The organism is Paenibacillus oralis (assembly GCF_003863965.1).
GTDB lineage: Bacteria > Bacillota > Bacilli > Paenibacillales > Paenibacillaceae > Fontibacillus > Fontibacillus oralis.
Genome location: NZ_RRCN01000001.1, coordinates 4,452,128 through 4,467,955, shown reverse-complemented (window position 1 = coordinate 4,467,955; position 15,828 = coordinate 4,452,128). Strand labels below are relative to the sequence as shown.

Annotated in this window: 18 protein-coding genes; 5 read left to right on the top strand and 13 right to left on the bottom strand. The window is 47.9% G+C overall.

From position 1 onward, the window contains the following. Positions 1–254 precede the first annotated feature (254 nt). Both EHV15_RS19985 and EHV15_RS19980 read left to right on the top strand, forming a co-directional pair. Positions 255–1,460 carry an MFS transporter gene (locus EHV15_RS19985; RefSeq protein ID WP_128632747.1) on the top strand — a complete coding sequence of 402 codons (1,206 nt, stop codon included), beginning with the start codon at positions 255–257 and terminating at the stop codon, positions 1,458–1,460. Beyond that, positions 1,453–2,085 carry a TetR/AcrR family transcriptional regulator gene (locus EHV15_RS19980; protein ID WP_128632746.1) on the top strand — a complete coding sequence of 211 codons (633 nt, stop codon included), beginning with the start codon at positions 1,453–1,455 and terminating at the stop codon, positions 2,083–2,085. Before EHV15_RS19985 ends, EHV15_RS19980 begins: the two co-directional genes overlap by 8 nt. Positions 2,086–2,153: 68 nt before the next feature. On the opposite strand, the gene EHV15_RS19975 is transcribed toward EHV15_RS19980, so the two are convergent. Next, positions 2,154–2,624: a tautomerase family protein gene (locus EHV15_RS19975; protein ID WP_128632745.1), complete on the bottom strand. Its 471-nt coding sequence runs from the start codon at positions 2,622–2,624 to the stop codon at positions 2,154–2,156. A gap of 141 nt (positions 2,625–2,765) precedes the next feature. Here EHV15_RS19975 and EHV15_RS19970 point away from each other — a divergent pair, with 141 nt between their 5' ends. Together EHV15_RS19970 and EHV15_RS19965 are read left to right on the top strand one after the other, a co-directional pair. Beyond that, entirely contained in the window at positions 2,766–3,410 is a 645-nt protein-coding gene (locus tag EHV15_RS19970; protein WP_246061690.1) for a PadR family transcriptional regulator, read from the top strand. A 120-nt stretch (positions 3,411–3,530) separates the two neighbouring features. Next, positions 3,531–4,091, top strand: coding sequence for a GNAT family N-acetyltransferase (locus EHV15_RS19965; RefSeq protein WP_128632744.1), 561 nt, complete (start codon positions 3,531–3,533; stop codon positions 4,089–4,091). A 285-nt stretch (positions 4,092–4,376) separates the two neighbouring features. On the opposite strand, the gene EHV15_RS19960 is transcribed toward EHV15_RS19965, so the two are convergent. The 12 genes from EHV15_RS19960 to EHV15_RS19910 all read right to left on the bottom strand — a co-directional run bounded on the left by EHV15_RS19960 (position 4,377) and on the right by EHV15_RS19910 (position 15,169). Then, a complete protein-coding gene (locus EHV15_RS19960; protein ID WP_128632743.1) occupies positions 4,377–5,438 on the bottom strand; it encodes an NAD(P)/FAD-dependent oxidoreductase in 1,062 nt (353 codons plus the stop codon). Between the two features lie 18 nt (positions 5,439–5,456). Then, a complete protein-coding gene (locus tag EHV15_RS19955; RefSeq protein ID WP_128632742.1) occupies positions 5,457–7,172 on the bottom strand; it encodes an ABC transporter ATP-binding protein in 1,716 nt (571 codons plus the stop codon). Positions 7,173–7,218: 46 nt separating this feature from the next. Further along, positions 7,219–8,259 (bottom strand): ABC transporter substrate-binding protein, encoded by a 1,041-nt coding sequence (locus EHV15_RS19950; RefSeq protein ID WP_128632741.1) that lies wholly within the window; start codon positions 8,257–8,259, stop codon positions 7,219–7,221. Positions 8,260–8,275: 16 nt separating this feature from the next. Further along, entirely contained in the window at positions 8,276–9,037 is a 762-nt protein-coding gene (locus EHV15_RS19945) for an ABC transporter ATP-binding protein (RefSeq protein ID WP_128632740.1), read from the bottom strand. Positions 9,038–9,041: 4 nt separating this feature from the next. Beyond that, on the bottom strand, positions 9,042–10,121 hold the full coding sequence (locus tag EHV15_RS19940; RefSeq protein WP_128632739.1) for a FecCD family ABC transporter permease: 1,080 nt from the start codon (positions 10,119–10,121) through the stop codon (positions 9,042–9,044). Between the two features lie 204 nt (positions 10,122–10,325). After that, positions 10,326–10,565 (bottom strand): hypothetical protein, encoded by a 240-nt coding sequence (locus EHV15_RS19935; protein ID WP_178075906.1) that lies wholly within the window; start codon positions 10,563–10,565, stop codon positions 10,326–10,328. A 78-nt stretch (positions 10,566–10,643) separates the two neighbouring features. Then, the gene (locus EHV15_RS19930) at positions 10,644–11,024 is read right to left on the bottom strand and encodes a response regulator (RefSeq protein WP_128632737.1); all 381 of its coding nucleotides are present in this window, start codon (positions 11,022–11,024) and stop codon (positions 10,644–10,646) included. 105 nt (positions 11,025–11,129) lie between these two features. Beyond that, positions 11,130–11,750: a sugar O-acetyltransferase gene (locus EHV15_RS19925; protein WP_128632736.1), complete on the bottom strand. Its 621-nt coding sequence runs from the start codon at positions 11,748–11,750 to the stop codon at positions 11,130–11,132. After that, complete coding sequence (locus tag EHV15_RS19920; protein ID WP_128632735.1) at positions 11,750–12,565, bottom strand: Cof-type HAD-IIB family hydrolase; 816 nt, start codon at positions 12,563–12,565, stop codon at positions 11,750–11,752. The genes EHV15_RS19925 and EHV15_RS19920 overlap by 1 nt, the downstream gene beginning before the upstream one ends. A gap of 13 nt (positions 12,566–12,578) precedes the next feature. Further along, positions 12,579–12,755 (bottom strand): hypothetical protein, encoded by a 177-nt coding sequence (locus EHV15_RS36595; protein ID WP_178075905.1) that lies wholly within the window; start codon positions 12,753–12,755, stop codon positions 12,579–12,581. A 448-nt stretch (positions 12,756–13,203) separates the two neighbouring features. Further along, positions 13,204–14,211, bottom strand: coding sequence for an ROK family protein (locus tag EHV15_RS19915; protein ID WP_128632734.1), 1,008 nt, complete (start codon positions 14,209–14,211; stop codon positions 13,204–13,206). Between the two features lie 61 nt (positions 14,212–14,272). Beyond that, positions 14,273–15,169, bottom strand: a complete 897-nt coding sequence (locus EHV15_RS19910) for an SDR family NAD(P)-dependent oxidoreductase (protein WP_128632733.1) — start codon at positions 15,167–15,169, stop codon at positions 14,273–14,275. 152 nt (positions 15,170–15,321) lie between these two features. Here EHV15_RS19910 and EHV15_RS19905 point away from each other — a divergent pair, with 152 nt between their 5' ends. Then, positions 15,322–15,798 (top strand): MarR family winged helix-turn-helix transcriptional regulator, encoded by a 477-nt coding sequence (locus tag EHV15_RS19905; protein WP_128632732.1) that lies wholly within the window; start codon positions 15,322–15,324, stop codon positions 15,796–15,798. Positions 15,799–15,828: the final 30 nt, after the last annotated feature.

The window sequence follows — 15,828 nt, the reverse complement described above, 5'->3', positions numbered from 1 at the left end:
GGAATTTTATGTCGCTATTTTCTCGGATCGTAGGGGGATGACCGCGTTATGGGCCATTCAATAGGAAATAAGTACAAAAAAATCCTCTAATGGGGATCAACTAGCCTGGCTCCGGATAATAAGTACATAAAGTGCCGCTATTTGAAGGCTAACGATTGGTCGTTCCTGCAGCCGGATGTCAAGGACCATCTCGAGGTACGCCATGGTTTACATAATGCAATTGATTACAACGTGTAAACCAAGGAGAGACTATAATGAGCCGCCAATTATCCAAATCGGGTAAGTTTCCGCTCTACATTCTGATGCTGAATTTGTTTATCGCCCTGTTGGGTCAAGGCATGGTCATCCCCATCCTGCCTGACTATCTCAAACAATTTCATGCGGCAGGGACGGCGGCCGGTTACCTTGTGGCCGCTTTTGGAGCGGCGCAGTTTCTTTTCTCGCCGATCGGCGGGCAACTGTCCGATAAATGGGGCCGCAAAAAATTGATCATGTCCGGCCTTTTCCTAACCGTTCTGTCCCATCTGATGTTCGCCGCTTCAACTTCTCTGCAGCTGCTGTATGTCGCCCGGTTTATCGGAGGCATAGGTCTCGGTTTGATGGTTCCTTCCAACATGGCTTATGTCGCGGATATCACAACACCCGAAACGCGGGCGAAAGGGATGGGTTACTTGGGCGCCGCCATGAATCTGGGCATGGTGCTGGGCCCCGGACTAGGCGGCATCATTGCTGAATTCGGCATACGGGTCCCCTATTATTTTGCGGCCGGGCTGGGTCTTATAGCGACGCTGCTGACGATCTTCTTGCCGGAGACTTTGACGCGTGAACAAAGGCAATCGCACAGCAAACAGGCCACTCGTGATCCGATCGTCCGGCAAATTTTGAATTCGTTTCGAACGCCCTATTTCCGCTATCTTCTGCTTATCCTGGTCATGACGTTTGGCTTGGTGAACTATGAAACGGTCTACGCCCTTTTTGTGGAACAGAAGTATGGCTTAAACGCCGGCAAAATCTCCATCATCATTACGGTAGGCGCCGTTATAGGCATTATTGTGCAGGTCTGGCTGCTGGATTGGATCATCAAGCGGCTGGGGGAGATGAAGCTTATTCGGTTATCTTTGATCATGACAGGCATAGCCCTCCTGCTGATGCTGATCAAGATCAATTTAGGATATCTTTTGGCCGTGTCCGCCCTGTTCTTTGCCTTTAATGCTTTCTTAAGACCGACGGTCAGTTCGCTGATCGCCAATGCGGCCGGGGATCGGCAGGGCTACGCTTCCGGACTGAGCACCACTTATACGAGCATAGGAAATATCCTCGGCCCGATGATCGCCGGAGGGCTGTTTGACAAACATATCGATTTGCCCTATATTTTGGGTGCAATCGTTCTGCTGGCTACCCTGTTCTTAACGGGGGACAGCCAAAAATCGGAGAAAGAGCGGATCGCTGTCCATGACTGAGAACTGGCACCAAAACCTGAAAAACAAAAACCGGGAAGAGCTGATCGCGGCCGGCAAGGAGCTTTTTATGAAGCAAAGCTTCCTCAATGTTAACATTAAAGACGTGTGCGGCAGGGCCGGGGTCAGCCGAGTCACCTTCTATAAACATTTTCAATCCATGGACGAACTGATCTTTGAAGTGCAGATGAAACTGCTGGAGAGCATGACCGCATTTGTGGAAAGAACAGCAGCGCACGCAACAAATGGCAAAGAACAGCTTCGCTTCATGCTGGACGCCTGGATTGATTTTGCCGGGCAGCATCCCGAATATATCAAGTTTATCCTGCTGTTCGACCTGCACTATGAAGCTTATGAATCAAACCAGGAGCTTAAGGAACGTTACGAACGCTTTATTCATGAGAGGAAGGAACAGCACTTTCTCAGTGAGGCTCTTGAAGCCGGAAAAAAAGACGGATCGCTAAACCCCAATCTTGAGGCTTTGGCAACCGCTCAGTTCATCTTCACCTCCATGATGGGACTCCTGCAAAAACTGAGTCTGGCTCCCATGAGTCAATGGGGCCTTATTCCCAAGCGGTTTGCGGAAATGCTGATCCAACATGTAAGTGCCGCCCCCGCCTCCGAGTAGAGAGGCCACCCAAACTGGTGGCCCGCCCCCCGCAGAATCCGACTAAATCGCCGTTCTCCATTAAGCGTTTATCCAAGCTTCTGCCGAATTGCCTTTATTTTTTCCTCTGTAAAAACTCCCGAGTCCAACAAATCCAAAATCGACAGGACCCCTCCGCGCGAGCCCCAGCTTCCTTCTTCAATGACCTGAAAGGATACCCACCATGTTGGGGGAGGTTCCGGCACTTCAAGTACTTTGCCTAAACAGTCAAGTATATTCTCAAGGACCTCTTTTCGAACTTCATTAGGCCAATCGCCATCCATCACCAATATATTGACTGTAATAATATCCCGCTCGGGCCCATCCGCCAACAATTTACCTCCAATCGCCATATGTTCCGCAGAGTACTCCGCAAAGCGGACTTGAAACCCGTCGCGTGCCGGGGGACAAAATTGACCTACCTCCGGAATAAGCACAGCATCGGTTAAGCTTTCCGCCAAAAGACGGCGTTGCTCCAATGTAATACGGCCTTCCGGATAATGGACTGCAATCATTGTCATCGTTTTCTACACTCCTTTTTCTAATATGAGGTTGAGCAACCAGCTCGTAAATAAACACTAAACCCACAACAAATCCCTGTCAATACAAATTATTAAAATAATATATATTATAAAAATATATAGGATGTGTCCAGAACCGAAATGCTTTATAATGAAAACAATCTGATTTTTCAAAAGCGCTGGGGTAATAAGCTAGGAGGTAATGAAATGGCGCCATCGTCCGGAAAAATGAACACCATGTTCGCCGTTCTAGGTATACTTACGCTCGGTCCGCATACGGGTTACGATATTAAGCAGCATATGGAGAAGAGCACCCGTTACTTTTGGAATGAAAATTATGGGCAGATTTATCCTGTGCTTGCCGAACTCCTGGAACGCCAGGATGTCACCGTGCATGTGAAACGCCAAAGAGGTAAGCCGGATAAAAAAGTGTACAGTATTACGGAGCAAGGGAAACAGACGTTAGCCGATTGGCTGTCCGAACCTATGGAACATATGGTGATGCTCAAAAAAAACGAGCTGCTGCTAAGGGTGTTCTTTGGCAGCAATGCCCGGCCTGAAACAATCATTCAACATATAAAGGACCACAAAAAAAAGTTGGAAGAAGCGCTGCAGATGTTTCTGGGGCTTGAAGAGTGGCTTAAAAAACAAGAGTCGGACGACCCCAATATCAAATACTGGCTGATTACAAATAATTATGGAAAAAACCAGTTCAGCAGCCTGATTCGCTGGTGTGACGAGAGTATTCGAGAATTGGAAAACTCATCATTAGAATCCAAGCTTTAAAAGCCACTCATAGGCCTTAACCGGAGCCGCCTTTTTTTGTAAATTATATCGCCAAAATGTGATGTCCAAGTTAAAATAAGGTAATTCGAAAATAAGGCTTAAAACCAGGGAGGTATGGGAATGGTGCAGGATCATTTAATCCGGATCGAAGGAAAGGCCATTGAACTGCGTTACGTACGCGTCACGGATCTGGACGCCTATTTCGACTTTTTGCAAGATGCCGAGATGCTGCGGCTGACGGGAAGCCGGGGAGATTATACCCGGGAAAGCACGGAAATGTGGCTGCAAAAGATCAGCCAGGCGAATGAGGACCGGCTCGACTTGATTATCGTGACGAAGGATTCGGGCGAATTGATCGGCGAAGTCGTCTTAAACGAGATCGATCCCGTTAACCGGAGCGCAAACATTCGGATCGGGATCAAAGGAACCGAGCATCGCGGCAAGGGGTACGGAACGGAAGCGATGATGCATATGCTGCGTTACGGCTTCGAGGTTTTTCGGCTGCACCGGATTCATTTGGGGGTCTACTCGTTTAATCCGCGTGCGATTCATGTGTATGAGAAAATCGGCTTCCGCCGGGAAGGAGTGCTGCGCGACGAACTGTATATGAACGGCAAATTCCATGATTTAATCCTGATGTCGATGCTTGAAGACGAATATCGCGCTTTACATGGAGCTTAACGAGTTTCAGCTTCGGTACTGGCTGGCCCGGGGTTCTGTCCAATCTGAAACGTCGCTTGAAACCGGAACCCCGCGCTGTAACTGACGCGAACAAATAAATACCATAACGATGAAATATACAATGGTTATGTAAAATGACGATTAGACGCAAGTAAATTTTGTCCCCTTTCTTAAAAAATCTTGTTCAATAGCACATTAAAAAAAGGCTGCCAACCGGCAGCCCTTGAAAGAGGGTACGTTTGAAATAAGGTGATCCGTTTAATCTTCTTCAACAATTTCGCCCGCTCATGCGTCTTCCTCGGCGACGCCAAGCGCCATATTTTTCTCTTTGAAAATGGCATTATGGGAAGAAACGTATGCCGCCGCTGGCGCATCCGGCTCCAAGTACAGCTTGGCGCCGTTCACCGCCAACGCCGCGTCGGTGAAAGCGCCGGCGATCAAATGCAGCTTACTGGCGTAATGCGCCACATCGCCGGCTACAAATACCCCCGGGAGGTTGGTCGCGAGTTTTTCGTCCGCGCGGATGTCCCATTGCCCCATCTCCAGCCCCCAGTTGACGATGTTGCCGAAATCGCCGCGCAATCCGTGATTTACGATCACGGCATCCACTTCAAGCCATTCCGCCTCTTCCGACAAACAGCCATCCGAATCGACGCTAACGATCGATACCGCCTCAATCGCTTTGCCGTCGGCGCTTCCGCGAAGCTGTTTCAGGGCATATGGAGTGAGGACGCGAACCGAAGATTCCAGCATGCGCTTCACGTTACGTTCATGTCCTCCAAAACGTTCACGCCGATGTACGACGGTGACGCTTGCGGCTAACGGTTCCAATTCGTTCGCCCAATCCACCGCGGAATCGCCGCCGCCGGAAATGAGCACCCGTTTGTTACGGAATATCTCCAGTTCCTGCACTGTGTAATGAAGATTGCCGACCTCGTAGCGCTCGGCCCCTTCGATGTCCAGCTTGGCGAGTTTCAGAACCCCCCGCCCCAAAGCGAGGATCACCGTTTTAGTCCAGTGGCGCTCGCCCGTTACCGACGTGAGCAGTATCGTGCCGTCGGCCCGCCGCTCCAGCCCGCTGATTTGCTGTCCCAATACGATCGTAGGATCAAACGTCATCGCCTGCCCGATCATTTGCTGCGTCAACCGCTCGCAGCGAACCGGCGTTACGCCGCCGACATCCCAAATCATCTTCTCCGGATAGATCAGCGTACGTCCGCCGAGTTCCTCTTTCGCCTCGATCAGTTTCGTTTTCATATCGCGCATTCCGCTGTAGAAAGCCGCGTACAATCCGGCCGGTCCGCCTCCGATAATCGTCACGTCATATAGTTCCATATCCTCAGTCATCTATTTCCCTCCTGCCTTTTAAGCGCCAAATTGCGCCCTGTGCAAGCGGCTGTAAACCCCGCCCGCAGCCACCAGCTCCTGGTGACGGCCTTGCTCGGCGATCCCTTGATCGGTCACGACCACGATGCGGTCCGCTTCTTTGATCGTCGCCAGCCGATGGGCGATGACCAGTGTCGTCCGTCCATGCGACAGCTCCGCCAGCGACTGCTGAATCGCCAGCTCCGTCTCCGTGTCGAGCGCCGAAGTCGCCTCGTCGAGGATCAGGATCGGCGGATTTTTCAGAAACATACGGGCGATCGCAAGACGCTGCTTCTGGCCGCCGGACAGCTTCACGCCCCGCTCGCCGATAACGGTATCCATGCCCAGTTCCTGGGCGCGGATAAATTCATCCAACTTCGCCCGCCGCGCCGCTTCCCATACCTCTTCTTCGCTCGCACCAAGCTTGCCGTACAGGATATTTTCCCGAATCGTCCCGGCAAACAGGAATACATCCTGCTGCACGATACCGATCTGACTGCGCAGCGAATCCTGCGTCACCTTGCGGATATCCACACCGTCGATGCGAATCGAACCGCTCTCCACTTCATAGAAACGCGGCAGAAGGCTGCACAGCGTCGTTTTGCCCGCGCCGGACGGACCGACGAAAGCGATCGTTTCGCCTTTGCGGATGACCAAATCCACCTGATTAAGCACCTTTTTCTCCCCATCGTATCCAAAAGTGACGTTTTGATAGCGAATTTCCCGCTCGAACGGTTTCATCATCACCGCATCCGGCGCATCTTCCACATCCGGTTCCGTATCCAACAGTTCCGTATAACGTTTGAAACCGGCGAAGCCTTGCGGATAACTTTCCACGATCGCGTTGATCTTTTCGATCGGCCGGAAGAAGACGTTGGTCAGCAGCAGGAAGCCGATGAACTCACCGTATGAAATCCGGCCGCGAATAACAAACCAGGTGCCGCATACCATAACAAACACCGTGACGAGGCGCATCATCACGTAGCTGATCGAACCGTTTCTGGCGATCAGTTTGTAGGAGGCGAGCTTCGTCAGGCGGAAGCGCCCGTTGCTGACAGCAAACTGCGCTTCCTCGTGCGCTTCGTTGGAGAAAGCCTTTACGACCCGAATACCTCCCACGCTGTCCTCGATACGGGCGTTAAAATCGCCGATATCCTGGAACAGCTGGTGAATGGCCTTCGTCATCTTTTGATTGAAATAGACGACCACCCACAAAATGGCCGGGACGATAACGAAGGTCAGCAGCGCCAGTTGCCAATTGATCGCCAGCATCAGCCCGAAGGAGCCGGCTAGCGTCATCACGGCAATGAATAAATCCTCCGGCCCATGGTGCGCCATTTCGCCGATCATGTTCATATCGTTCGTCAGCCGGCCGATCAGGTGGCCGGTTTTCGTATTGTCGAAAAAGCGAAACGACAGCTTTTGAATATGCGCAAACAGCTTGTGGCGCATGTCTGTCTCAATGTTGATGCCAAGCATGTGACCCCAATAGTTGACGATGTACGTCAGCACCGCGCTCAGCACGTATAAAACGACGAGGCCGAGCGAAGCCCAAACGACCAGATTCCACTTGCCGCCGGGCAGCAAGTCGTCGACAAACACGTTAACGGCGATCGGAAAAGCGAGCTCCAGCAAGCCGGCAATAATGGCGCAGCCGAAGTCGAGCAGAAACAATCGCCGGTAAGGCCGATAATAGGCGAAAAATCGTCGGATCAATGGAATCGGCAACTCCTTCCTGGTTCTTACTCCCCTTCAATCTTTTCTATTTAAACAAGTCCGGGTACATCTCTTTGGCCAATATTTCCATCCCATCGATCGTATTGTAGCTGTATCCGAACATATAGTTATAATCCACCGCGTAAATTTGCTTGTTTTTGATCGCTTTCATGCTGGATAATTTGGGATTGGCGTAAAGTGCTTCTTTGAGCTTGTCCGCACTAACGCCGCCGGTTGTGGCCCAATCCGGAATGATTAACACGTCCGGGTTAGCCTCAATCAGCGTTTCTACACTAACCTCTCCGGTTTCTTCCTTGAAAATATTGTCCAGTTTAATCATCTGGAAGGCATCGTTAAAGAAGGTCTCATCATGAGCCGCGTAAACGTTCACCTCTTTGGGATCGCTTATATGCAAGTAAGCGAACGTTTTTTCCTCCGTAATGCTTGATAGTTTCGAGGCGATGGCTGCTTGTCTGTCCTTTAACTCCTGAATAAAGCTCTTGGCTTGATCCTGCACGCTAAAGATCTCGCCTAAATTCTCTAGATCTTTATAGATCGAGTCATACGTTCCCCCGGCGACCGAAGATTCCAGGACGTACGTTTTAATGCCCATGTCGTTAAGCACGTCTACGGTTCCCACTCCCCAGTCGGCATTATCGAACAAACCGCCGCGGCCGATTACCAGGTCGGGATTCGTTCCCAACGTCACCTCTTTGCCGACGTAATCGTCGCTTAAAATATTCAATTTGGCGTATTCCGCTTCCACCGCTTTATCCGGTGCTCCGAAATTTGCCCCTACCCCGGCGATTCTATCGGCCAATCCCAAATGCAGCAGCAATTCTGCCGCCGGCCTGGTATTAGCCATAACACGTTCAGGCGCTTTATCGAACACTTGTTCTTTCTTTTCCCAAGTCGTTCCGCCTTCCGCCTTCGTAAAGTTTTGAATCGTTACAGGATAATGGCTTTGCGCCTCGGTTTGCGCTTCGGTTTGCGCTTCGTCCGGGCCGCTTGTCGCCGCCTTCCCTCCGCAAGCGCTTAATGTCAGCATCACGGCTAAAGCGATGCCTGTTAACACATGCTTTTTCACTGGTCATTCTCCCCCTTTATATTCCAAAAGCGAACCCCAACCCGTTCGTAACGGGATTAATATAAGTCTGGCATTTAACTTGATATAACGACTCGATGGTTTCCGGCGTCAGCACCTGCTCCGGTGTACCGTGCGCATACACCTCGCCATTTTTGATCGCATACAGATAATCGCAATAATACGCGGCCATCTCCAAATCGTGAAGAGCCGCCAGCACGCCGATGTTCAAACCTTTCACGCATGATAAAATTTCCAGCTGATAGCGGATATCCAGGTGGTTCGTCGGTTCATCCAAAATCATGAACTTGGGCTGCTGCGCGATGGTTCGCGCCAAAATCACCCGCTGTTTTTCCCCGCCGGACAGCGATAAAAAACTGCGGTCTTTATAATCCAGCAAATTCGTTCGCGCCAGCGCTTCCTCCACGATCGCATAATCTTCCCGTTTATCCGACTCCAGCAATTTTTTATGCGGCGTCCGGCCCAACATCACCATTTGCCCCACGGTTAAATCAAAATTCATTTCATTAAATTGGCCGACCACGCCGAGGCGCTGGGAAACTTTTTTTTCGGAGGTTTTCAGCACGTCCATGTCATCCAAAAAAACGGTGCCTTTTTGGGGCACTAAACTTTTGTATATGCTTTTTAACAGCGTCGATTTTCCGCAGCCATTAGGCCCGATCAGGCCGACGAATTGCTGGTTCTTCACCAGAAGCGAAACATTTTTGACGATTTCCTTTTTGCCGATTCGGACTTCCATTCCTTTCGCGGTCAATTCCATTTTGTCACCCTCCGAAATTGTAGCCTTTTTTTACGATCATGTAGATGAATAACGGCGAACCGATCACCGAAGTAATGATCCCGATGGGTAATTCGACATTGTGTATGAGCGTTCTGGATAAGATGTCCGACCATATCAAAAACAGCCCCCCGAGCAAAAGCGTTCCCGGCATCAACCGCTTGTGGTCCGCGCCGAACAGGCCCCTGGAAATATGCGGGACAATCAGCCCCACGAAACCGATCATTCCGGCATAAGCAACCATGGTTCCCGTGATAAGAGCGGCGGTGATCATATAAAATTTACGGTAGGCGCTTAAATTGATGCCGAGGGTAATGGCGGATTCGTCGCCAACCAGCATCGTATTGAGCACCCGGTGTTGAAACAGAAACAAGGCGCATCCCAACAAAACGACAACCGCCATGATCGGTGCTTTTTCCCAACTGGACGAGGCCAAGCTCCCCATGGACCAAAAAGTGACCGTCTTAATGCCTTCGGCATTGTTGGCAAAATAGATGATCAAACTTGAAAAGGAGCTGCACAACGCGCCGATGACGACCCCCGACAAAACGAGCTTCACCGAGGTCGCTTTGCCGCCAATGCTGGACAAAACAAGCACCGCGACCGAAGTGATCATAGCGCCGACGAAGGCTCCAAAAGCAACGCCGAACTGGGACAACAGGGCACCGCTGCCAAACCCGACCAGAATAGCGAATGTCGCCCCTAGCGACGCCCCCGACGAAATGCCGAGAATATAAGGATCGGCGAGCGGATTTTGCACGACAGCCTGCATCACGGCTCCGCACAAAGAAAGCCCCATGCCAATGAGCAAGGCAAAAATGACGCGGGGCATTCGAACCTGCAAAATGATATTCAAGTAAGATTCGCTTTCGACTTGATCCAATGACCTCCATTGGCCGTTTGTCAATGTATGTACCATGATCTCCATAGCTTGCCGGAACGGAATATGAACCTGACCGATGGATACGGAAAAAACGGCGGATATGAGGATCAAGCATATTAAGAAAAATATAAAAACATAGTAGATGCTGCCTAACTTTTGTTTCTGAACGTCTACGCTGTTCAAAAATTCACCTCCTCAGCCATTGCGCTAGTAATATATGATAATGAGAATCATTATCATATATTACGTTATAATTTGCCAAATTTCAATCGCTATTGAGAAAATCGCAAAAATAAACAGCAGTAACTGAGAATCACCTCTCAATTACTGCTGTTGTAATAGTACATTAGTTATGCTGATTTTCCGGTTTTGGTTTTTCCTCAGTTATCAACTTTCTTCTTTCAGTTTTACCACCTGCTCTTCAGACAACCCCGTCACTTTGGCAACCAGTGATATCTCCATTCCCTCACGAAGCATATTGAGGGCAGTTTTCTCAATCCCTTTCTCGATGCCTTGCTCTATGCCTTGCTCAATCCCTTTCTCCATACCTTCCTCCATACCTTCCTCCATACCTTCCTTCAAACCTTCCTCGTACCCCAAACGACTCCACGCGGGCATCAGTTTCATAATAGACTCACCTACCTCCGGGTATTGTTCTTTCAACTCTTCCAGCAACCGCTTGTCTTGCTCGGGATCGGCATTGAATTAGTCTGGTCTAATTAGGGTATCTAGTATTTCTCGTAGTTCTGATTTACCGAATGGTTTTAATAAACAGTCCGTAACTCTGAGCCTCATTGCTTTTCTCAAATGACTAAGGCGGTAATTATCTTTAGCTGTCATCGCAACCCATTTAGTGTCCGGAAACCTGTAAGCATAATTCTCAATGAATGTAAGTCCATCCATTCTTGGCAAAGTGATATCTATAAATACTATATCCATATGATCCCATTCCATCATAATAAGAGCCTCCTCGGTTGAAGCGGCCTCAAACACATTATGCTCTGAAAAGGTATTTGCAACTATGCGCTTGATGCCTTTCCTCATAACGGCCTCAACATCAATAATTAGAATATTCATTGTCATCATCTTACCTTTCACCCCCTATTAAAAAAAACGACAGCCAAGACGGTGTAATCGTTACAGTCTCAGACTATCGTTTTTCATGAAGTGGATTATTCCGAATTTTGCGGTCTATCCATTTGGAAGATAGTCCTCAACATCAAATTCTCTATCTTTAAAATAATATTTCCGATCCTCTTCCGTGATTTCCCGGACCACTTTGCATGGACTTCCTACCGCAATCACATTATCCGGAATATCTTTCGTCACCACACTGCCTGCACCGATCACGACATTGTTTCCAATGGTAACGCCGGGGTTGACGACAACATTGCCGCCGATCCATACATTGTCCCCGATGGTGATGGAGATTCCATATTCATAGCCTGAATTTCTGGAGTCCGGATGAACCGGATGTCCGGCAGTGTACAGCGATACATTGGGAGCAAACATCACATTATCGCCAATGACCACCTTGCCCACATCGAGAATAATACAATTGAAATTGGCAAAAAAATTGTTGCCCACCTCGGTATTTTTTCCATAATCACAATGAAAAGGCGGTTCAATATGCACGTTTGCGCCTGCTTTTCCAAGAATACTCCGGATCATTTCATCCATTTTTGCCTCTTCGTCCGGGCGCAATAAATTATAGGCATGAACCTTTACCTTGTTCTTTATCCTTTCTTCAGGCAATCCATCCAACCAAGCTTTATAAGGCAGTCCGGCAAGCATTCTTTCTTTTTGGTTCATCACTTATTCAATCCTTTCGTTATATCCATTAGCTTCTGTATCGTCAATAACACGCCATTTTCTTCATTGGATTTTGTAATAAAGCTGGCCGCTTTTTTGGTATTCTCGCAAGCATTGCCGACCGCAAAGCTGTACTTCGCAATGCTCATCAATTCCACATCATTTTCACCGTCTCCAAAGGACATTGTTTCCTCGAACGTCACTCCAAGCATTTCCTGAAGTTTTTTGACCGTTTCCCCCTTATGGGTGTGGAGTGCGGTAATGTCCAGCCATTTGGGTTCAGAATCGACGATGTAGATTTGCCCCAACAGCGTATTTTCCACATGTTTTCTTAACGCAGAGCTCCGGCCTTCGGGATCGTAAACCGTAATTTTAATAAAATGACCGTCAATTTGCTTAAACGAGTCAAGTTTAACCACTTTTTCATAAGAGCCTTTAACCACGCTGAACAATTCGTCTTTTATCGTGGATTGCACATAAGCCGCTTCGCCGGTACAGGCAATAATCGTCATTTTCGGATCAAAACTTTGAATCTCTTCAATGGATTTGAGGGCTAGATCATAATCAATCGTAAACTCCTTGACAACCTCCCCATCCTTTTTGATTCTTGTTGCGCTATCTCCCAGGATCCAGATGCCTTTGCCATGCTCTCCAAACAATTTTTCCACTCTCTCGCATTGCTTCCCGGTGCAGGCTGCGAAAGCAATACCTTTTTTTTGCATTTCAGCATATACCCGTTTAAATAAGTCAATATCAAATAACCCCTTATTATTTAAAAAGGTTCCATCCAGATCGGTCACGACAAGTTTAATCATGTCAGTCCTCCTTTTAGTTCACGTACTTATCTTCATCCTCATACCCATTACCATTAATATTGCGACTAAACTTCTCATGTAAACGTCGGGCGTAAATTGGTGTCCGGGGAGATTCAGCCACACCTCTAACCGCAAAATACACGCCAATCAGTATGCACACACCTAAAACGGCTTGAACGATGATTGACATCGTGCGCTCTACCCCTCTGAAAAGTTAATACACTCCCTTTATAATGTTATTTTATAAAGTATTCGCACCAATCACGTGATAACTTGTCTAATACAATAAAAGCATAAACGTTGTAACGCGTTACATGTCAAGGTTTAATTCTATTCAAATAGATCCTCAATGGAACGAATCGGCTTCACTTCAATGGGCTGTTTTGACATCGCTAGACAGACATAGGTTCCAGCCCATATGACAGCGCATAATATAATGTATGATAGCATCCTAATTCCTCGCTTTCTCTTGTTTGCTTTTGAGTGATTATTATCGCAGTATTTTCTAATTAAACAACCCTTAATTAAATTACTTTATAAAGTTCATTCATTAATATGCATCAGCAGTTCTCTTTTGTCAAGGCGTGGAATTGAGCAAAAAAAAGAGAACCCCATGATTCGAATCAAGGGGTTCCAAGTTAATTAAAATGGCTAAGGACCGGCTCCAATTCTTTGAGTGTCAGCCAGCGCATGCCTGCCTCAAAATCCTGTTGAAATGTCTCCTGCAGAATCACTTCCGGATATGACGGCATGGGTTTCCTATTCCGATAAGCTTCCCATGCGGGGTTCCAGAGATCTGCTCCCACCCTGTCCTGATATAGCACAATTTTGTCCGGAGCAAGGACGGCGTTGACGCTTTGAATGATTTGACATACCGAGCCAACAAACGTTTCCTTGTCCATCTTCTCATGGTACCAATCCAAATCCATAGGAAGAAACTTGATCTCTCCGGCCATGCCTTTTTTTCCTTTGAACACTTTTCCATCGAGATAAATACCCATGCCTGGAGGGTACCTCGCGGGGAAATAAATTCCCAGCACACATTGCGTATCATCCATATCGCGCTTCGCACAATACCCGCTGATCGCGGCGTTAACATCATTCTCCACCATAACGGGCAGTCCAAATTGCGTTTCAATTTCTTCAATCATGCGAACACCCATCAGTGCCTGATGAGCGCTTACCGTAATCTCGCCATTGACGGCCTGTCCGGGAATGCCTATGCCAATCACTTTGATGGAAGGATATAACGTAAGGAAGTGTTCAATCATGTCATAGAGCTGTTGCCGGTCAAAAACAGGCATTAAATACTCTTCTTTTTGCAAAATATGATCTTCCAGATTCACAACCGCCACGGAAATAAGCTCCTGTCCTTGTTTCTCCTTCATGTAAATGACGAGCGCGAGACTAAAATCATAATTGTAACGATAGGTTAGCGCCGGTCTTCCTCCGTTGGATGGAACGGTTTCGTCTTCAAATATTTCTCCAAGGTCATGCAGTTCCTTCACAAGGGAATTCACCGTAACTACGCTCAGCTTGGTAAGTGAGGCCAACTGCGGTTTGGTTGCCGTTTCCACACGTTTCATCACCTGGCGCACATTGTTTAAATTGATTTCTTTTATTAAATTAGTGTTTGCTTTTTTCATCAGCATCCCTCTTTAATTATCACGTTTCCAATCCACAACCTGTTCGCACATATAGACAATTTTACACGGATATCCCCCGGTTTTCATCTTTTTCTATCCATCGTCCTAACAATTCCTCGGTGGCACTCCACAACCTGCTTTGCATTTTCGGATCCCCGCCGGGATATACCGGAACAATAGACTGTCCACTGCCCACGTTAAAATATCCCCCAGTTACTCCCTGATATTGCGGTGCTGTAACTAATTGGAGGATAATGCCCGCTCCTCTTTGCGGATTTCCAATCCTTAAAAATCGTAATACGGATGCAAGTACCGAAGAGAACCCTAACTCACGCCCAAGGCCTGTCACATTAAACCCGGGATTAAGAGCATTCACGGTAACCCCGGTTCCCTCCAGCCGCCGTGCCAGTTCACCCGTAAACATAATATTGAGAAGCTTTGTTTTTCCATAAATGCGGGAGGAGCCCGCCCTTGAAAATTTCGCTGTATCCGTTAAATCCTCAGGCAGTTTAAGTTCGCCATGGTTGCGAGAGGCTTCTGAAGCAACATTTACAATTCTGGCCTGCTGCGAATCCAACAATGATGGAAGTAAGATATCCGTCAACAGCCAGGGCGCAAGATAGTTCACCGCGATCATTTCCGGAAGTCCCTCTGCTGTTATTCGCTGTTCGAAGCCATGCAAGCCTGCATTGTTTACCAATACATCCAGCTTCGGATAAACAGCTTTAATCTCGTTTCCAATACGCCAGACATTTTTCATGAGGGAAAGATCACCGAAGAAAAAGTCTACTTTAACATTAGGCGCAGCATGCTCCAATTTATTTCTCGTTATCTCAGCCCGCTCCTCACTTCTGGCGGTTAATACAAGATGCGCCCCCTGTTTAGCCAATTCCATTGCCGCCAGCTGTCCAATACCGCTCGTCGCTCCCGTCATTACAATTATCGGGGATGTCTGCATATATAATCCTCCTGATTCCTATGCTTATTTGTGATTCAACCTTTTCTTTCAGCTTGATGTATGCCAGGGCCTCCAATATAATTGACATATATCAATCATATAGATTTATTTGACATATATCAAGTAATTAAATTGAATGGGAGAAACCACCGATGAAGAATAGAAATTTGAACGCTGACAGAATGCAGCTGGAATTCAATCTTGGTGAACAGCTCAATGCCCTACTCAGTGCGTCGCACGCCATCAATGTGAAAACAGCGGAGATTTTCGATCCTGCCTTACAGCCTGCTGCCTTTGTGCTGGTGCGCTGGCTGCTGTCGTATGGACCGGCAAGCGCAACCCAGTTAGCGGAATCCACAGCTATGGATCGAAGCTCCGTGAGCCGCCTTGTCGCTCAATTGAAAAAATCAGGGTATGTGAAAAGTGAAGAGGACTCTAACGACCGCCGTGGAGTGCTGCTGTCTCTGACAGAGGCGGGGCGTGAAAAAGCCATCCTGGCTTTAAAAGAAAAAGAGGTGGAGTTTTATAAACGGATTGAGAACTGGGATAATGACAAGCTTGAATCGTTTGTTCATATGTTGAGAAGCTTTAACGGACTCGAGAATCACCAACAGGACAGCAATCGATAAGAAACGTAAACTCAATTTTTCGGGTAAAAT